The sequence below is a fragment of the Ruegeria sp. HKCCA5763 genome, from assembly GCF_013034545.1.
Taxonomy (GTDB): Bacteria; Pseudomonadota; Alphaproteobacteria; order Rhodobacterales; family Rhodobacteraceae; genus Ruegeria.
The window spans coordinates 294,646-313,800 of sequence record NZ_WQGF01000001.1 but is presented as its reverse complement, the minus strand read 5'-3'; the positions used below and the strand labels follow the sequence as shown (position 1 = coordinate 313,800).

Annotated in this window: 16 protein-coding genes; 8 read left to right on the top strand and 8 right to left on the bottom strand. The window is 57.5% G+C overall.

Annotated elements, in window-relative coordinates:
* The first annotated feature begins 1 nt into the window (after window position 1).
* From glmS to GOV89_RS01530, 3 genes are read left to right on the top strand one after another with little or no spacing between them, the layout of a single operon-like run.
* Window positions 2–1,825, top strand: a complete 1,824-nt coding sequence (glmS, locus tag GOV89_RS01540; protein WP_171175200.1) for a glutamine--fructose-6-phosphate transaminase (isomerizing) — start codon at window positions 2–4, stop codon at window positions 1,823–1,825.
* Window positions 1,822–2,391 carry a GNAT family N-acetyltransferase gene (locus tag GOV89_RS01535; RefSeq protein WP_171237276.1) on the top strand — a complete coding sequence of 190 codons (570 nt, stop codon included), beginning with the start codon at window positions 1,822–1,824 and terminating at the stop codon, window positions 2,389–2,391. The genes glmS and GOV89_RS01535 overlap by 4 nt, the downstream gene beginning before the upstream one ends.
* Window positions 2,388–3,077: a DNA alkylation repair protein gene (locus tag GOV89_RS01530; RefSeq protein ID WP_171237275.1), complete on the top strand. Its 690-nt coding sequence runs from the start codon at window positions 2,388–2,390 to the stop codon at window positions 3,075–3,077. The genes GOV89_RS01535 and GOV89_RS01530 overlap by 4 nt, the downstream gene beginning before the upstream one ends.
* Here the strand turns inward: GOV89_RS01530 and GOV89_RS01525 are convergent.
* Window positions 3,065–3,496, bottom strand: a complete 432-nt coding sequence (locus tag GOV89_RS01525) for a hypothetical protein (protein ID WP_171237274.1) — start codon at window positions 3,494–3,496, stop codon at window positions 3,065–3,067. The two genes, GOV89_RS01530 and GOV89_RS01525, sit on opposite strands and share 13 nt — an antisense overlap.
* Window positions 3,497–3,587: 91 nt before the next feature.
* On the opposite strand from GOV89_RS01525, the gene moaA reads away from it, so the two are divergent.
* Entirely contained in the window at window positions 3,588–4,595 is a 1,008-nt protein-coding gene (moaA, locus tag GOV89_RS01520; protein WP_171237575.1) for a GTP 3',8-cyclase MoaA, read from the top strand.
* Window position 4,596: 1 nt separating this feature from the next.
* Entirely contained in the window at window positions 4,597–5,919 is a 1,323-nt protein-coding gene (locus GOV89_RS01515; RefSeq protein WP_171237273.1) for a 3-deoxy-D-manno-octulosonic acid transferase, read from the top strand.
* Between the two features lie 44 nt (window positions 5,920–5,963).
* Here GOV89_RS01515 and GOV89_RS01510 read toward each other — a convergent pair whose 3' ends face one another.
* From GOV89_RS01510 to GOV89_RS01490, 5 genes are read right to left on the bottom strand one after another with little or no spacing between them, the layout of a single operon-like run.
* Window positions 5,964–7,127 (bottom strand): M20 aminoacylase family protein, encoded by a 1,164-nt coding sequence (locus GOV89_RS01510; protein WP_171237272.1) that lies wholly within the window; start codon window positions 7,125–7,127, stop codon window positions 5,964–5,966.
* A 17-nt stretch (window positions 7,128–7,144) separates the two neighbouring features.
* Window positions 7,145–8,308 (bottom strand): M20 aminoacylase family protein, encoded by a 1,164-nt coding sequence (locus tag GOV89_RS01505; protein ID WP_171175211.1) that lies wholly within the window; start codon window positions 8,306–8,308, stop codon window positions 7,145–7,147.
* A gap of 15 nt (window positions 8,309–8,323) precedes the next feature.
* On the bottom strand, window positions 8,324–9,490 hold the full coding sequence (locus GOV89_RS01500) for a M20 aminoacylase family protein (RefSeq protein ID WP_171175213.1): 1,167 nt from the start codon (window positions 9,488–9,490) through the stop codon (window positions 8,324–8,326).
* Window positions 9,491–9,533: 43 nt separating this feature from the next.
* Window positions 9,534–10,700 (bottom strand): acetylornithine deacetylase, encoded by a 1,167-nt coding sequence (argE, locus tag GOV89_RS01495; protein ID WP_171237271.1) that lies wholly within the window; start codon window positions 10,698–10,700, stop codon window positions 9,534–9,536.
* Between the two features lie 5 nt (window positions 10,701–10,705).
* Window positions 10,706–12,526 (bottom strand): ABC transporter ATP-binding protein, encoded by a 1,821-nt coding sequence (locus tag GOV89_RS01490; protein ID WP_171237270.1) that lies wholly within the window; start codon window positions 12,524–12,526, stop codon window positions 10,706–10,708.
* A 284-nt stretch (window positions 12,527–12,810) separates the two neighbouring features.
* On the opposite strand from GOV89_RS01490, the gene GOV89_RS01485 reads away from it, so the two are divergent.
* The 3 genes from GOV89_RS01485 (at window position 12,811) to GOV89_RS01475 (ending at window position 16,592) form a co-directional block, all read left to right on the top strand.
* Window positions 12,811–14,517, top strand: a complete 1,707-nt coding sequence (locus GOV89_RS01485) for a peptide ABC transporter substrate-binding protein (protein ID WP_171235555.1) — start codon at window positions 12,811–12,813, stop codon at window positions 14,515–14,517.
* Window positions 14,518–14,611: 94 nt separating this feature from the next.
* Window positions 14,612–15,619: an ABC transporter permease gene (locus GOV89_RS01480; protein ID WP_170375080.1), complete on the top strand. Its 1,008-nt coding sequence runs from the start codon at window positions 14,612–14,614 to the stop codon at window positions 15,617–15,619.
* Window positions 15,612–16,592: an ABC transporter permease gene (locus tag GOV89_RS01475; RefSeq protein WP_171175221.1), complete on the top strand. Its 981-nt coding sequence runs from the start codon at window positions 15,612–15,614 to the stop codon at window positions 16,590–16,592. Before GOV89_RS01480 ends, GOV89_RS01475 begins: the two co-directional genes overlap by 8 nt.
* A 6-nt stretch (window positions 16,593–16,598) precedes the next feature.
* Here GOV89_RS01475 and GOV89_RS01470 read toward each other — a convergent pair whose 3' ends face one another.
* Together GOV89_RS01470 and GOV89_RS01465 are read right to left on the bottom strand one after the other, a co-directional pair.
* Complete coding sequence (locus tag GOV89_RS01470; protein ID WP_171237269.1) at window positions 16,599–17,696, bottom strand: MFS transporter; 1,098 nt, start codon at window positions 17,694–17,696, stop codon at window positions 16,599–16,601.
* 108 nt (window positions 17,697–17,804) lie between these two features.
* Window positions 17,805–19,082: a DUF3422 family protein gene (locus GOV89_RS01465; protein ID WP_171175225.1), complete on the bottom strand. Its 1,278-nt coding sequence runs from the start codon at window positions 19,080–19,082 to the stop codon at window positions 17,805–17,807.
* Window positions 19,083–19,155: the final 73 nt, after the last annotated feature.

Genomic DNA, 19,155 nt, shown 5'->3' with positions numbered 1-19,155 from the left:
TATGTGTGGAATTGTAGGTGTTTTGGGGCAGCACGAGGCGGCCCCTATTCTGGTAGAGGCCCTGAAACGGCTGGAATATCGCGGCTATGACAGCGCCGGAATTGCTACTGTGAATGATGGCGCGCTGGGCCGCAGGCGCGCGGTCGGCAAGCTGGTCAACCTCAGCGACCTGTTAGTGCACGAGCCGCTGCCCGGAAAGTCCGGTATCGGTCATACCCGTTGGGCCACACACGGCGCGCCCTCGGTCAACAACGCGCATCCGCACAAAGCAGGCCCTGTGGCCGTGGTTCATAACGGCATCGTCGAAAACTACCGCGACCTAAGGGCCGAACTGGCCCAGCATGGCGTCGATTTTCAGACCGAAACGGATACCGAAACCGTTGCCTTGATGACCGAGCATCACCTCAACTCGGGCATGTCGCCGGTTGAAGCCGCATTCAAAACGATCGATCAACTCGAAGGCGCTTTTGCGTTGGCGTTTTTGTTCGACGGAGAGGACGACCTGATCGTTGCTGCCCGCAAGGGGTCGCCGCTGGCCATCGGCCACGGGGATGGTGAGATGTATGTCGGGTCTGACGCCATTGCCTTAGCGCCATTGACCAATCAGATCACGTATCTTGAAGAAGGAGACCGCGCCGTTCTGACCCGCACCTCTTTGGAAATCCGCAATGAGGCCGGTGAGCTAGCCAACCGTGAAAAGCGCAAGATCAAGCTGGATCACGCACGCGCTGACAAGGGCGAGCACAAGCACTTCATGGCCAAGGAAATTGCCGAACAGCCAATCGTCGTGGCCGAGGCTATCCGATCTTACTTGCCCACCGGCGGTGACCGCGTTGTGCTGCCGGACACCGAGCTGGATTTCACCAAGCTGGACCGTCTGACCATGGTGGCCTGCGGCACGGCTTTCTACGCCTGTCTGACCGCGAAATACTGGTTCGAACAACTGGCCAAGATGCCGGTCGAGGTCGATATCGCCAGCGAGTTCCGTTACCGCGAGCCTCCGATCACCGGGCGCACCCTGGCGCTGTTCGTCAGCCAGTCAGGAGAAACCGCCGATACGCTGGCCGCATTGCGCTATTGCGAAGGTAAAGCTGACAAGATTGTTTCGGTTGTAAACGTGCCGGAAAGCTCGATTGCCCGCGAAAGCGATATTGCCCTGCCGATTCATGCAGGTGTTGAAATCGGCGTTGCCTCGACAAAGGCCTTTACCTGTCAGCTCAGTGTACTGCTGATGCTGGCACTCAAGGCTGCTGCTGACCGGGGCACGTTGACCGATGAAGAAATCGCCGATCATGCTGCGGCACTGCGTGGATTACCGACTATTTTGAACGCGGCGCTGGATCAGAACCGGGCGATCCGTAAAGCCGCCCAAAGGTTGTCTGAAGCCCGCGATGTGCTGTTTCTGGGCCGTGGCCTGATGTATCCGCTTGCAATGGAAGGCGCGCTGAAGCTCAAGGAAATCAGCTATATCCACGCCGAAGGTTATGCATCGGGTGAGCTGAAACATGGGCCCATTGCCCTGATCGACAAACATATGCCCGTGGTGGTCATGGCCCCGCGTGACACTGTCTTCGACAAGACCGTGTCGAACATGCAGGAAGTGATGGCCCGAAAAGGCAAAGTGATCCTGGTGTCAGATGATGACGGTATAACGGAAGCTGGTGACGGTGTTTGGAGCACCATCCGAATGCCCCACGTTCACAGCAGCCTTGCGCCTATTCTGTATTCCGTTCCCGCGCAACTGCTTGCCTATCACACGGCCGTTGCCAAAGGCACAGACGTGGATCAACCTCGCAATCTGGCCAAGTCGGTCACAGTGGAATGACCTGGCCTGCCCCTGTCACCCTTGCCGGAGATCACGTTCGGCTGGAGCCGCTGAATATTGCACATGCCGAAGCGCTGAAGGCTTCGGCGGCAGATTTGGGACAACTTTGGTATACCTCTATTCCTACTGTCGAAGGGATGGAGGCTGAAATTACCCGCCGCATCGGGTTGCACGACATGCAGCCCTTTACCGTGATGACCCCCGACGGCACTCCGGTGGGCATGACCACCTTCATGAACACGGATGAGGTCAACCGGCGTGTCGAAATCGGGTCGACCTGGATCGGGCGCGCTGTCCAGCGCACCCCGCTGAACACCGAAGCGAAGTTCTTGATGCTGCGCCACGCCTTCGAGGATCTTTCTTGCAATGCGGTCGAGTTCCGAACCCATCGGATGAACTTTCAGTCGCGACGGGCCATAGAGCGGCTCGGCGCGCAGCTGGATGGCATCCTTCGGGCCCATATGGTGATGTCCAACGGCACGCTGCGCGACACGGCAGTATATTCGATCGTTGCCGCGGAATGGCCTACAGTGCACGCGCATCTGCTCCATAAGCTGGAACAATGACAATGGACGAAGCGCTGGCCGCGCTGCAGGCCCATGCCGACCCCGAACGCGCCCAGCAGATGGCGGCCTATCACAAGACCGACCGCCCATATCTGGGCGTTGGAAACCCAGTGCTCAACGACTTGACCAAAGCGTGGCGGCAAGAGCTGGACGTATTCAAACGCGTCGAACTCGCTGGCGCACTGTGGCAAACCAATATTCACGAAGGCCGGATTGCAGCGGCCAAACTGCTGACCCAAGCCCGTATCCGCCCCGACCAAGAAGTTTGGGCCTTGCTGCAAAGTTGGTTGCCGGATTTCGACGCCTGGGCCATTGCCGATCATGCCAGCGTGGCGATGCAAAAGCGCCTGACGGCCAGCCCCGAACGGTTGGAAGAGGTTGAAGGCTGGACCCAATCCAACCACATGTGGACCCGCCGCGCGGCGATGGTTGCGACCCTGCCTTGGACCAAGCAGAACCACCCCAAGCCCGAAGACATACTGCGCCGCGACCGTATTCTAAGCTGGGCTGCCGGATATGTCCCGGATCGCGACTGGTTCATTCAGAAGTCCATAGCTTGGTGGCTGCGTGAGCTGTCCAAACATGACCCAGATCGCGTGATTGCATTTCTGGAAGAATACGGCAACGCGATGAAGCCATTTGCCCGCCGTGAAGCTGGCAAATACCTTAGGGATCAGTTGGCGTAGACCTCGACCTCGACCAGTTCATCCAGCGGCACCAGCAAGGCCCGCATGGCATCCAGCGACAAACGGCTGCCGCCACTTGCCGGGCCAGGAATCGGAACCAAGGTGATATAGGCCTGCGCCCCGGTTCTTGGCACCACAACGCGCGCCGTTACCTCGCTTTTGACCAAAGGTGTCTGCATCCATCGCCCGGGCGTGGTTGGATCACCCAGCCCGGCGATACTGGTTTTTGCCCCGGCCCAGGTGGGGCGCGCAGATACAGGCTCGGGCTCCAACACTTCTTCTGAAACCGATGTCGTGGACCCCGTTTCGGTAACGGTCTGCGCAGGCGCATCGTCTCTTCCGAAAACGCGGTCGGTCGTGGACCGGACCGCGTCGCAGCCAGCGCCCAGCACGCACAGTAACAAAAGCATTTTCTTCATGCCCAAATCCTACAGCCCTGCGCGCATCTGTACCAGCGCAAAGCACAGTTCCCCCTTGTCGGGACCCGGTTCCGGCTTTACCTATTACGCCATGACAGCTCCGCTTATCGACCCGTTTGCCCGCGCCATCACATATCTCCGCGTTTCAGTCACGGACCGCTGCGATTTTCGCTGCGTGTATTGCATGTCCGAGAACATGACCTTTCTGCCCAAGAAAGACCTGCTAACGCTGGAAGAGCTGGATCGGATGTGTTCGACCTTTGTGAAGATGGGTGTGGAGAAACTGCGCATCACGGGCGGAGAGCCCTTGGTCCGCCGCAATATCATGACCTTTTTCAACGCAATGACCCGTCACTTGGACAGCGGCGCGCTGAAAGAACTCACACTGACCACAAACGGTTCGCAATTGCATCGCTTCTCAGAGGACCTCTATGCCGCAGGTGTGCGGCGGGTGAATGTCTCTCTGGATACGTTGGACGATGACAAATTCGCCAAAGTCACGCGCTGGGGTCGCTTGAAACAAGTCCTGAACGGTATCGACGCCGCGCAAAAAGCAGGCTTGCGGATCAAGATCAACGCGGTCGCGTTGAAAGGTTTCAACGAACCCGAACTGCCAAAAATCACCGAGTGGTGCGCCGAACGCGACATGGACCTGACCTGGATCGAGGTCATGCCCATGGGCGACATCGGCAACGAAGACCGTCTGGATCAATATTGGTCGCTCAAGGACGTGCGTAAGGAATACGAAAACCACTATACCGTCACCGATCTGGCCGAACGCACCGGTGGCCCCGCCCGCTATGTGCGCCTTGAGGAAACAGGCCAAAAGATCGGGTTCATCACACCGCTGTCTCATAACTTTTGCGAAAGCTGCAACCGCGTGCGCCTGACCTGCACCGGTGAGCTTTATATGTGCCTGGGACAGGAAGATATGGCTGATCTGCGCGCCCCGCTGCGCGATCACCCGGACAGCGAAACATCTCTGGAAGACGCGATCCGCGCCGCGATCAACCTAAAGCCCAAAGGTCACGATTTCGACTATTCCCGTCAGGCTGTTGATGGCCAGATGACCCGCCACATGAGCCACACAGGCGGCTGACATGCCCGGCGCAGACGACCGCCCGACGCTGCTGTACCGGTTGTACTGCGGCTTCACTGCTATGGCCCAACCCTTGGCTTGGCTTACCGTGCGCAAGAAGCTGCGCGCCGCAGATGTACCCGAAAACCGTCAGAGGGAAAGACTTGGCTACGCCAGCCTTCCCCGACCCAGCGGTCGCCTGATCTGGTTTCACGCCGCCAGCGTTGGCGAAAGCCTTTCAGTTCTCAGCTTGATCAATCGGCTGGCAGAAAGTCTGCCGGATGCCGCGTTCCTCATCACCTCTGGCACACCCACATCAGCTGCCCTGATTGCCAAACGCCTGCCTCCACGAACACGTCATCAATATCCGCCGCTGGATACTGCAGGTCCGGTGAAACGCTTCCTCGATCATTGGAGTCCAGATGCGGGCGTATTTGTCGAAAGCGAAATCTGGCCTCGCCTGATCGTGGAAAGCCATCAGCGGAACATCCCGTTGGCGCTCTTGAACGCAAGATTGTCTGAAAAATCCATAAAAGGCTGGGAAAAACGCCCGGACACAGCACGCTTCATCTTGTCCAGATTCCGCCTGTTCCTGACCCAGAATGACAAAACGGCAACCAATCTGGTCGACATTGGCGCGGCGCCGGACCGCGTACTACCGGGCACCAACCTCAAAGCAATGTCTGATCCGTTGCCCGTGGATCAAGCCACTTTGCAAGACATCCAAGCACAGATCGCGAACCGCCCCGTCTGGATCGCAAGCTCGACCCACGAAGGCGAAGAAGAAATCGTTCTCGCCGCACACAAGACCTTGCTCGAGCGGTGGCCCGACCTGCTCTTACTCTTGATACCGCGCCACCCCGAACGCCGAGGTGGTATCGCCACGCTGATACATGACGCTGGGATGACGGCATCTTTCCGCTCCAATAACGAAACGATCGGGGAAAACACCCAGATCTATGTGGCAGATACATTGGGAGAGACCGGAACTTGGTACGCGCTTTGTCCCATTGTGTTTCTTGGCGGTTCGCTAAAAGAAATCGGAGGTCACAATCCCTTTGAACCAGCTCAGGCCGGGGCCGCCGTGATCACTGGTCCGGGGTATTTCAACTTTGGCGAAACATTTTCCCCGCTGATCGCAACCGGTGGCGCTGTCGAAGTTCAAAACTCCACTGACCTTTCCAAGATCGTGGCGCACTGGTTGTCAGATCAAAACGCTCTGCAAGTTGCACAGGAAGCTGCACAATCTTGTGTAAACACGCAGTCAGATGCTTTGGAATCGGTCATCAATACCTTGTGTTCAGAGCTTAATCTGTACACACAGGATGCTTCTTCATCTGGCTAGAAATACCTCGGGGGGGGGTGGGGGCAGAGCCCCCACCGCCTCCATCAAGCCGCCGGCATTCTTTGTTCAACAATCTCAGCCCACCAGCTGCATCCAGCCGGAATGGCTTCGTCGTTGAAATTGTATTCCGGGTGATGAACCATGGCCGTGTCGCCATTACCCACCAGGATATATGCGCCAGGACGTTCTTCCAGCATGAACGCAAAATCCTCGCCCCCCATGACCAAAGGCGCATCGTCGCAATCCCCGGAAACCGAACGGGCGACATCTGCGGCAAACTCCGTCTGTTCGTCGCTGTTCACCATTACCGGATAACCACGGATATAGGTCACGTCTGCGGTGCCTCCGAAGGTCGCCGCAACTCCGCTGCAAATCTCGTTGATCCGCTTTTCTGCCAGATCGCGCATATCCTTGCTCATCGTCCGCACGGTTCCTTTGATCTGCACCGTCTGCGGAATCACGTTGAAGGCTTTTGACGAGGTTTCAAACGACGTCACAGACACAACCACCTGATCAATCGGGTCCGCATTGCGCGAGGAAATAGTTTGCAGCGCCAAAACCGCCTGCGCGGCCAGGACGGTCGTATCGACCGTCTCATGTGGCTTGGCCGCGTGACCACCACGTCCTTCAAAGGTGATGTCGAACTGGTCGGTCGCAGCAAAGAACGAGCCCGGACGGATCGCAAACTTGCCGACAGGCTGCCCCGGCCAGTTATGCATTCCATAGACTTCCTGAATGTTCCAGCGATCCATCATGCCGTCTTCGCACATCTCACGACCGCCGCCGCCGCCTTCTTCGGCAGGCTGGAAAATCACAACAACAGTGCCATCGAAATTACGGGTTTCAGACAGGTATTTCGCCGCGCCCAGCAACATCGCTGTATGTCCATCGTGGCCACAGGCATGCATGGCCCCCGGCGTCTTTGAGGCATAATCCAGCCCGGTCGCCTCGTGGATCGGCAGCGCATCCATATCCGCGCGCAAGCCAATCACTTTGCCTTTGCTGTCCGACTTCCCCTTGATTACGCCCACAACACCTGTGCGTCCAATTCCTGTGACGACGTCATCACAACCGAACTCTTTCAACTTTTCGGCCACAACTGCGCTGGTGCGGTGGGTTTCAAACAGGATTTCCGGATTCTCGTGTAGATCCCGTCGCCATGCTGTGATCTCATCCTGCAATTCGGCAAAGCGGTTTTTAACTGGCATATCTTCTCTCTCCTAATTCAAGCAGCCGGCATCCGGCGCTCGACCATTTCTGCAAACCACGAGCATCCGATTGGGATAATCTCGTCGTTGAAGTTGTATTCGGGGTGGTGCAACCCGGCGCTGTCACCGTTGCCCAGCACAATGAAGGCTCCGGGTCGTTCTTCAAGCATGAACGAGAAATCCTCACCGCCCATCACCATCGGCGCTTCGATACAGCTGCCTCCCACCGAAACGGCGGCTTCCTCGGCATATCCGGTCTGTGTTTCAGCATTGATCGTCACGGGTACACCGCGCGTATACTCGACATTCACAGATCCGCCGAATGTCGCGGCGATCCCCTTCGCGACCTCTTTCAGGCGCTGTTCGATCAGGTCCCGCATCTCATTGGAATGTGTCCGGACCGTGCCGCGTATCTGTGCCGATTGCGGAATCACGTTGAACGCTTTTGACGACGTCTCGACCGAAGTAACAGACAGCACGGCTTGCAGGATCGGGTCCGCGTTGCGCGACACAATCGTTTGCAACGCCACGATCAATTGCGACAACATCACAGTGGTATCAACTGTCTCATGCGGTTTTGCCGCGTGACCACCGCGCCCCTCGAGGTGGATGTCAAACTCGTCCGCCGCAGCCAGCAACGGGCCAGAACGAATGGCAAACTGCCCGGTTGGAACACCAGGCACGTTGTGCATCGCATAGACTTCTTGAATGCCGAACCGGTCCATCAGACCGTCCTTACACATGGCTTCAGCCCCATTACCGCCTTCCTCGGCAGGCTGGAAGATTACGACCGCCGTTCCATCAAAATTGCGCGTCTCAGACAGGTATTTCGCTGCCCCCAAGACCATAGCAGTATGCCCATCGTGGCCGCAGGCATGCATCGCGCCCGGGGTATTCGAGGCATATTCCAGCCCGGTTTGTTCTTGCATCGGCAGGGCATCCATGTCCGCGCGCAGCCCGATCACGCGGCCCTGCGTGTCGCTTTTGCCGCGAATAACGCCGACCACTCCGGTACGGCCGATGCCGGTTACAACCTCGTCGCAGCCGAATTCCTTCAGCTTTTCGGCGACCAACGCGCTGGTGCGGTGGGTGTCATACAGAATTTCCGGATGTTGGTGAATGTCACGCCGCCAACCTGTGATTTCATCGTGCATCTCTGCAAGGCGGTTTTTGATCGGCATGTCATTCTCCCAGATTTAAGCGACGGGCAATCGTCGTTCCACAAGCTCGGCAAACCAACTGCAGCCGGCGGGAATTGCGTCGTCATCAAAATTATACTCGGGGTGATGGCACATGGCCGTGTCCCCGTTCCCGATAAAGATGTAGGCTCCTGGCCGTTCTTCAAGCATATAGGCGAAATCTTCGGACGGCATGATCGGGTCCGTTCCGTCATTGATTTTGCCCGCGACAGCCGCCGCCGCTTCGGCCGCGTATGTTGTTTCGGCCTCAGAGTTCACTGTCACAGGGTATCCCGGCTTCCAATCGACCTCGGCCTTGGCTCCAAAGGCCGACGCCGTATCCACGGCAATCCGGCGCACCCGCTCTTCCGCGATTGCGCGGTATTCAGGATCCAGCGTCCGGACGGTTCCCTGTAGACGCACGGTATGCGCAATCACGTTTGACGCTACACTGTCCGTTTCAAAGGTTCCAACTGTCAACACAACGCGTTTGATCGGGTCAACCGTGCGCGAGACCACGGATTGCAAGGCAACAACGATATGTGAAGCCACAAGCGTCGTATCCACAGCGTCATGAGGTGCGGCAGCGTGCCCGCCTTTGCCAGTTACGGTAATTTTGAACTCATCGGATGAGGCCAGCAGCGCACCGGGCCGAATGGCAAACTCACCCACAGGAAGACCGGGCATGTTGTGCATTCCGTAAACTTCCTGAATACCCCAGCGGTCCATCAGCCCGTCCTGACACATGGCCAATCCACCTGCACCGCCTTCTTCGGCTGGCTGAAAGATCAGAACCACGGTGCCGTCGAAATTGCGCGTCTCGGCCAGATATTGCGCCGCCCCCAGCAGCATTGACGTATGCCCGTCGTGCCCGCAAGCATGCATCTTGCCCGAAACAGTTGAGGCATACTCCAGCCCCGTTGCCTCTTCAATCGGGAGCGCATCCATGTCAGCCCGCAATCCGATGACGCGCCCATGTGTGTCCGAACGCCCCTTGATCACCCCTACAACACCGGTTTTGCCGATGCCGGGTGTAATTTCGTCAACGCCAAACTCTTTCAGGCGGTCCGCAACAAATGCTGCAGTTTCGTGGACGTCATACATCAGCTCGGGATGGGCGTGCAGGTGTCGGCGCCACTTGGTAATCTCGCCATGCATTTCCGCAAGTCTGTTTTTAACGGGCATCTTAAGATCTCCCTCTCGGCTGCCGTCGCCGCTTTACGTCTGATCAAGTGCTCAGCTTTTCAACCAAGCGCTGCATGAATTTGTGACCGGCTTCGAACTGCGCAACCGAGATGAACTCGTTCGGCTGATGCGCCTGCGCAATATCGCCGGGGCCACAAATAACTGCCGAATAACCAGCTTCCTGAAACTGGCCCGCCTCGGTTCCGTAGCTGACAACATGGCTGGCATTGTCGCCGGTCAAGGCACGCACCAGAGTTTCTGCCTCACCGTCCTGTTCAGGCACAAGCCCTGGAATCGAGAAGTTTTCAGACAGCTCAATACGGGCGTCCGGGTGCACTGCTTGCATCCTGGCCTCAATCGCGCGGACCTGTTGAAAATACGCATCCTGCCATTGCGCCTTGGATTCATCCGGCACGGTTCGGAAATCCATCATAAACCGGCAATCCTTGGCCGTAATGTTGTGGGCTGTGCCACCTTCGATCATCCCGACATGACATGTTGTCCACGGCGGATCAAACACCGCGGCAACCGGGGTGGGTTCTGCAGCCATGTTCTTAGCATTCTGTTGGTTCGCCCAATCGATCAGAGGCGCGGCCTCCATGATCGCGTTGACGCCTGTGTGCATGATCGAGCTATGAACTTCGAATCCCGTGATGTGGGTGTCAAAGCCGAAACCACCTTTGTGCCCCGTCACGGCCTGCATCATGGATGGTTCACCCACGATCACGGCGGATCCTTTGGGCAGAACTTCCTGCATCGCTTCGATCATGGGCGGCGCACCAGTGCAGCCGACCTCTTCATCAAAGCTGAGCGCAAGCTGCAATGGCCGCTTGACCCCAGCGTGATGTGCCTCGACAAGGACCCAAATGGCTAGCGCATCGAAGCCCTTCATGTCGCAGGTGCCCCGGCCGAAATACTTACCGTCTTTCTCGATCACGGTGAAAGGGTCCGTATCCCACGGTTGCCCATCCACTGGCACAACATCGGTGTGACCAGATAAAACCACCGCGTCTTCTTCGAATGGACCAACATGCGCGAAGATCGCGGCCTTGTGCGGTTGATCCGGGTCGGGCCAACGATGCGGTTCGATTCCGTGGCTTTGAAGATATTCCTCAACCCAATCCACCAGCGGCAGATTGGTTTCACGGCTTACGGTCGGGAAAGAGATCAGCTTGGTCATGATCTCAAGCGGCGTCAGGCGTTTTGCCATTGGTATTAATATCCGCTATCCGTCGTTAGGATGAAGTGACCCGGCTCAACCTCTTGATAATGCGAAGGTTCAGGCTTGTGGCCAACCGGATGAATAGGAGACGGAATCGGTTTGAAGTTCAGATCTTTTTCGGACTTCCGCTTGTTCGGATCCGCAATTGGAACCGCCTTCATCAGCGCCTGCGTATAGGCGTGTTGCGGGTTCTCGAAGACCCGAGCGCGCGGGCCAAGCTCGACAATGCGGCCCAGATACATGACCCCAACATAGTGGCTGACCCGTTCAACCACAGCCATATCGTGACTGATGAACAAATAGGACAGGCCCAGCTCGGATTGCAGTTCCATCATTAGGTTCAGTACCTGTGCCTGCACCGACACGTCGAGGGCCGAAACGGCTTCATCCGCAATAATCAGCTTTGGGTTCAGGGCAAGAGCCCGTGCAATGGCGATCCGCTGACGCTGACCGCCTGACATTTCATGCGGGAAACGACGCATGAAACTGCGGGGCAGCTGCACCTTGTCGAACAGCTGTGCGACGCGGTCTTGCAGTTCTGATCCAGATGCAACCCCATAGTTGCGCATTGGTTCAGCCACCTGATCCACCAACTGCATTTGCGGGTTCAGCGACGCGAAGGGATCCTGAAAGATCATCTGCATGTCCAACCGCGCCTTGCGCAGACCGGCAGGGTCAAGCTTCATGATATCGACACCATCCAGATTGACCTCGCCCGCCATCGGCTCAACCAGCCGTAGGATCGAGCGCCCAGCCGAGGACTTGCCACAACCGGATTCGCCCACAAGGCTGAGTGTCTGACCTTTGTTCAGCGTGAATGAGACGTCCTCAACTGCATGGACGTTCGAAATCGTGCGCCGCAACAACCCACCCTTGACCGGAAAACGCGTTGTCAGGTTCTTGACGGTCAGCAGTACATCTTCCGTGCCGGGGATGGGGGCAATGTTTTGTCCTTCCACACCCAACAGTTTCATAGGTTCAGGCGCGGATTTCCCGCGCATCTCACCCAGCTTTGGGACCGCGGCCAGAAGGGCCTTGGTATAGTCATGCTGCGGGTTTTCGAAAATCTCTTTAACAGTGCCCTCTTCGACCTTGTTGCCGCGGAACATGACCACCACTCGGTCGGCCATCTGGGCAACGACTGCCATGTCATGGGTGATGAACATCACTGCTGTGCCGGTTTCCCGCTTGAGACGGTCCATCAAAGCCAAAATCTCGGCCTGAATGGTCACGTCCAAGGCCGTCGTTGGTTCATCCGCGATCAACAGACGCGGTTCGCACGCCATGGCCATCGCAATGACAACACGCTGACGCATACCTCCCGACAGCTCGTGCGGATACTGCTGCAAACGGCGCTCGGGTTCAGGGATCCGTACCTGGCGCAACAGTTCCAAGGCCCGTTCTTCGGCCTGGGATTTCGACATGTCCTTGTGGATTCGCAACCCTTCAGTCAACTGGCGACCGACAGTGAAAACGGGGTTCAGGGCGGTCATCGGCTCCTGAAAGATCATCCCGATCTCGTTTCCGCGAATCTGTTTCATCAGATCCTGGTCGGCTTTGGACAGGTCCATCTCTTCGCCATCACGCCGATCAAACAGCAGCTGGCCGCCTGCAATCTCGCCCCCGCCGAATTCAACCAACCGCATCAGAGACAGCGATGATACCGACTTTCCAGAGCCCGATTCGCCAACGATACAAACGGTTTCGCCCGGATTGACCTCGAACGAGACGTCCTCGACGCCGACGACAGGGCCATCCTTGGTCTGAAATTCCACCCGCAGTTTTTTGATCTGTGCAATAGGCTGATCCAGCACGCGCACGCTCCCCTGACGTTGTCATTTTTGTTCTGAGTGCCGAACGCTACGGCGGGCTACCGGGAAAAGTCAAACGCAATACACATTTTCGCGACGGCACCACTTGCATTTTTCTTAAGTTCTGTTTCGATACCCCACGTAACTGCTTTGGGGAGAGCGCGCGCTGCAAAACGTTAGCGCTATTATCGTTACCGATCAAAACCTTGTCCCAAGGCAGCAACGCCAAGTCCGCAGGCATTGCGGAAAAAATCGAGACACAAACGTGTCCAATTCGGGAGTAAATTATGAAAATCAAAACCCTTTTGCTTGGTGCGATTGCGAGCACGGCAATGGCTCCGATGGCCTTTGCCGAGCGCGGATCGGACGGCAATGTCAGCATCATTTATTGGCAAGCGCCGTCGATCCTGAACCCGTTTCTATCCGGTGGTACGAAAGATGTGGAATCAGCCTCATTGGTGATTGAGCCGCTCGCGCGTTACGACCAAGACGGCAACATGGTGCCTTATCTGGCATCGGAAATCCCGACCGTGGAAAATGGTGGCGTCAGCGAAGACCTGACATCGATCACATGGAAGATCGCGCCCGGAATCACTTGGTCGGACGGTTCTCCATTCACCTCGGCTGACGTGAAATTCACTGCTGACTACTGCATGCATCCCGAAGGCGGCTGCGCGCAGGTCACCAAGTTCGAGGGCGTCACCTCGGTCGAGGCGGTGGATGACCTGACCGTCAAAGTCACATTCGACAAGCCGACCCCCTTCCCCTATGGCCCGTTCGTGGGTGGTGAAAGCCCGATCATTCAGGCCGCTCAGTTCGCGGACTGCCTTGGCGCGAAAGCCCCCGAATGCACCGACCAGAACTTTAACCCGATCGGAACCGGCCCGTTTGTTGTAACCGAGTTCAAACCGAACGACGTCATCACTTTCGCAGCCAACGACAATTATCGTGACCCGGCAAAACCTGCCTTTGCGAGCGTGACCTTCAAGGGCGGTGGCGATGCAACGGCCGCGGGTCGTGCTGTCATGGAAACGGGTGAATTCGACTATGCTTGGAACCTTCAGCTGGCGCCCGAAGTGATCGCGCAGATGCAGGAAGGCGGCAAAGGTACCCCGGTTGCAGGCTTTGGCCCGCTGGTCGAGCGTATCATGCTGAACCAGACCAACCCATCGCCCGACCTGCCGGAAGGCGAGCGTTCAACGGCTGCTCATCCGCACCCGTTCCTGCAAGATCCGGCGGTCTACAAAGCCATGTCCATGGCCATCGACCGTCCGCTGCTGGTTGAGATCGGATATGGTCAGGCCGGTAAGGTGACCTGTAACTGGGTTCCCGCCCCTGCGGCCTTCAACTCGACTTCGATGACCTGTGACACGCAGGACATCGCAGGTGCAAATGCGCTGCTGGACGAGGCCGGAATCGTTGACACCAACGGCGACGGCATTCGCGAGAAAGACGGCGTTCCGCTGAAAGTGGTTTACCAAACCTCGACCAACGCTGTCCGTCAGGACTTCCAGGCGCTGATTAAAGAATGGTGGAGCCAAATCGGCATCGAAACCGAGCTGCGCAACATCAACGCGTCGGTCTTCTTTGGTGGTGACCCGGGTTCGCCTGACACCTTCCAGAAGTTCTATGCTGACGTTGAGATGTACGCCAACACCTTCAACGGCACCGACCCGCAGTCCTATCTTGGCAACGGCCTGTGCGACAAAGCACCGAAGCCGGAAAGCCAGTGGCAGGGTGAAAACATCTCCCGCTTCTGCAACGAAGAGTTTGACGCGTTGCACGCCAAACTGGCCGAGACCGCTGGTCTGGAAGCTCGCGCCGAGATCGCGAAACAGCTGAATGACATCATGGTTCAGAATGGCGGTATGATCCCGCTGGTTCACCGTGGTCGTCTGTCGGCGCACGCGAACACCTTGGGTGGCGTTGTCCTGAACGTTTGGGACAGCGAGCTGTGGAACATTGCGGACTGGTACCGCAAAACCGGCTCCTAAGCACTGATCTTGCAAAGCCGCGCCCCGGTCGTTATCTGGGCGCGGTCATTTGCACACCACCCCAACAAGAAGACGCATATAAAGGCGCCTCTTAATGCTCAATTTCACAATCAGACGACTGGTGCTGGCCGTACCCACGCTGCTGTTCATCAGCCTCGTCATTTTCCTGCTGCTCGAGCTTGCCCCTGGCGATCCGATGGCGCAGGTCCCGCTCACCGTTCCGCCTGAAGTCAAAGAGAAGATGCGCGAGGCGCTTGGCCTTGGCCAGCCGATGCATATCCGGTTCTGGAAATGGATCGTGCAATTCTTCTGGATCGAACCGCAGGTTCTGATCGACCACATGTTTGGCACCACCTTTTCCGAAGGTGACCTGCGTGTGATTTCGTGGCAGACCCGCTCGCCGGTCATGGACATCGTCGTTCAGCGTATCCCCCAGACCCTGTGGGTTGTCGGCACCGCCTATGTGGTCGCCATCCTGATCGCTCTGCCCATCGGCATCTATTCGGCCTACCGCCAGTATTCGTGGTTCGATCAGATGGGCACATTCGTGTCGATGGTTGGTTTCTCGGTCCCGCCCTTCTTCTCGGGCGTTCTGGTGATCGTGATCTTCTCGGTCCAGCTGGGTTGGTTCCCGTCGATCTATGACACAACTCATGTGGTCAACAGCTGGGACAGCTTTGTCGTACAGCTGAAGCAGATGATCATGCCGGTCATGGTTCTGGCCTTGCAGATTACCGCACAGCTCAGCCGGTTCATGCGCGCCTCGATGCTGGACAACCTCAATCAGGATTACGTCCGCACCGCCCGCGCCAAGGGGCTTAGCGAATACACCGTGGTTATGGTCCACGTCCTGCGCAACTCGATGATCCCCGTGGTTACCGTGATTGCGCTGGGTATTCCGGCCATATTCGGCGGCGCCATCATCACCGAGCAGGTGTTCAAAGTGAACGGCATCGGCCAATTGCTGATCGGCGCAATTCAGGCCAACGACCTGCCGATGGTGCAAACCCTGACCTTCATCTTCGCCGTGCTGATCGTGCTGTTCAACCTGATCGCCGATGTTCTTTACGGCATTCTGGACCCGAGGATTCGCTATGACTGATACCGACAAATCAGACACGCTGATCCCGGATGAAGGACTGGCAGCCGCCTCGACCGCCGTGCCGGGCGCAGGCGCTATGGAGGAACTGGCAACCCCTCCGCGCAGCCAATGGCGCGATGTGTGGGATCAGTTCAAGACCCACAAGGGCGCGATGGTTGGTGCGATCCTGTTCCTCTTCATCGTTGCAGGCGTCTATCTGGGACCGTACCTGTGGAGCATTGATCCAACGCAGATAGACATCCGTTCGCGCAATCAGGGACCAAGCTGGGCACATCCGTTTGGAACCGACCAGTTGGGCCGGGATATTCTGGCGCGCATGATGTCAGGCGGGCAGACCTCGGTCTCGGTGGGCATCACCGCGATGTTGCTGGCCCTTTTCCTAGGCTCCTTCATTGGGGTTCTCGCAGGGTTCTTCAGGCGGCTCGACGGCCCGCTGATGCGCCTGACCGATCTGTTTCTGGCCCTGCCCCTGCTGCCCTTGCTGCTGGTCATGATGCTGCTGTTCCGGGAGCCTTTATCGGCTGCCTTCGGACTGGAGCGCGGCATCTTCATCCTGATCGTCTGCGCCATCGGCATCACCTCGTGGATGCCGACCGCCCGGATCGTGCGGGGGGATGTACTGGCCATCAAGGAACGAGAATTCGTTCTGGCGGCGCGCTCTATCGGCACCAGCAACAGCCAAATCATCACGCGGCATATCCTGCCGAACGTGCTGTCACCGATCATGGTGTCTGCGACGCTTGGGATTGCCACGGCGATCATTACCGAAAGCGCGCTGTCCTTCCTTGGATTGGGCTTCCCGCCCGACTTTCCAACCTGGGGCCGCCTACTGTTCGACGGGGTAGACTATCTGCAGCAGTACCCTGAGCGTGTGTTCTGGCCCGGACTGGCAATCTCGTTGACCGTGCTCAGCGTGAATTACCTGGGCGATGGCCTACGCGACGCGCTGGATCCGCGAATTCGCGGACGTTAAGCAAACTCAGTCGGCGCGCCTGAGCGCGCCGGCCAAAACTATGATCAGGGCCGCCAGCGGCAGCAACACTGAAAACGCCAAACGCAAGCCAAACAGTTCGGCCAAAAACCCGATCAATGGCGGTCCGATCAACAGCCCCCCATATCCCAAAGTGGCAACACTGGCGATGGCCTGCCCCGGCGGCACTTCCGGGTCACTTGCAGCCCGGCTGAACGCCAGCGGCATAATCACGGCATAGCCTACACCCATCAGTGCAAAACCGGCCAATGCGGGCAGAGGTGTCACTGCTGATACCACGGCAAACACGCCAACTGCAGCGCACAACCCGCCAAATCGCGCCGTGGCAACCGGGCCGAAGCGAGTAATGACAACTGCGCCCGCCAGGCGAAAGGCCACCATTGTCACTGAGAAAACGGCGTAACCCAAGGCCGCAACGCTTTCGGTCGCATCTGTGATGTCGCGCAAATAGATCGCGCTCCAATCCGCGACAGCGCCTTCCCCCAGGGCCCCGCACAATGCGGTAAACCCAACCAAAACCAATATACCGGACGGCAGAGCAAACACGGATCCCTGCCCGCGCTCTGAACGTTTTGAAGTCCAACGCACCCAGGAAGAGGCGAGCGCAAAGGCCACGACGAGTCCTCCCGCCAGCAGGAAGTGCGCAAGAACACTCAGCCCCATCTGAACAGCAACATATCCGCTCAGCGCGCCAAGGCCCGCGCCCAGACTCCACATCGCATGGAAAGAGGACATTACAGGTTTGTCAAAGGTCTGTTCAACCTCAGCCGCCCAAGCGTTCATTGCCACGTCCATAGAGCCGTGGAAGGCACCAAAGATGAACAGGAAGACCGCCAACCCCCAAAATCCACCGGCCATGGCTAGCAGGATTAGCGACAGAGTATAAAGCACCGCAATGACACGGGTAATGGCAACAGCCCCGAACCGATCCGTGAGCCGCCCGGTGATGGGGAAAGAACAAACAGCACCAGCCGCCATGAACAGCAGCCCATAACCCAGTTCCTCATGCGACAGACCCAACCTGTCGCGCACAGCAGGGATGCGTGAGGCCCATATTCCGAACAGTGCCCCATTCAGGATAAACATGGCGGCAACCGCTCGCCATGCTGCAATTATGGTAATCACCAAAAACCCTCGCGTCGCTCGCCAAACGTCCCCTGTTCTACAGGTCCGGCCGAATTTGGCAATTGACGCTCAACCAAGCCGCTTGCGGATCCGTCGAATTGCGAACCAGACTCCGGCCACCACCGGGACCGTTACCGCCGCCGTCAGCATACCCTTGCTGATCCCCGACGCCGTTAGCGGATACAAAAGATAGCTTACCAAAGAAACCGCGTAGTAGCTGATTGCAACAACGGACAGGCCTTCGACAGTGTGTTGCAGCCGTAACGCCAGATCCGCCCGACGGTCCATGCTTTCCAACAACGCTTGGTTCTGCGCACTGCGTTCCACATCCACCCTGGTCCGCAACAACTCGCCAGCTCGGATGGCCCTGTCGGACAATGCCTGAAGGCGGCGTTCGGTGGACTTAACTGTCCGGATCGCAGGATCATAGCGCCGCATCATAAAATCGGCAAAGTTCTGACCGCCCTGGAACCGCTCTTCTCGCAACACTTCGATCCGCTGATTGACAATAGCTTCGTAAGCACCCGTGGCTCCGAACCTGAACGAACACCGGGCGGACAGTGTTTCGAGTTCAATCGACGTCGACAAAAGATCCTGCAGCAGCGCGTCAGGCTGAGCCGAGTTATCGGTCATCTGTCCCAGCAATTGTGTCAACTGTCCATCCAACTCTCCGATACGCGGCATCAACTGCTTGACACGCGCGAAGCCCAACATGGACATCGCCTTGTAGGTCTCAATTTCGCAGAGGCGTTGGACAATTCGTCCCGTACGGCGCCGACCGGTACCTTCAGCCACAAACAAAGCAAAACGCATGTGACCTGCCGGATCGATGCGAAAATCGCTGGCGCAAACAGCGGCATCGTCCAACACCCTGGCCACGGCCAGGCTTTCAGGCTCGAACCAATCCAGCAATTTGGACTTAATCACATCGTCACTTTCGCGCTCTACGACACGAACCATCGCAGATGTGACCCTTTGGCCCGGACTGGCCATCAGCCAATCGGGTGGAAAGACTTCGAAATCGGCCGGATTGAACGCACGGTCGCTCACGTTCTGAGCGATTGCCGTGTAGGTGACAAACTCTGTGTGTTGCTCCCATTTCAGCCAATGTCGACCGATCTGTCCGGCGTAATGCGTGGCATCAGGCTGAGGGTGCTGCGCGCCATGGCGATCCAGAAGATTGATCAAATGGGCCAAATCCTCGCGCCGATCACGGGCGACGGCAGCCTCCGGTTTTTTGATCGCCAGAAAGGCCACCGTACACGGCATCGAAGCGACAGGAAACGGTCGCGCATGCAATTCATTGGCCAACGCATATCGAAGGGGATGGTCGTCTATCGGTGTCATTCAGGGCTCCGCCTCGTCACGCGCACTATACGATACATATGACTTTCTTCAATTCTCTTTTTGTTTCATATAC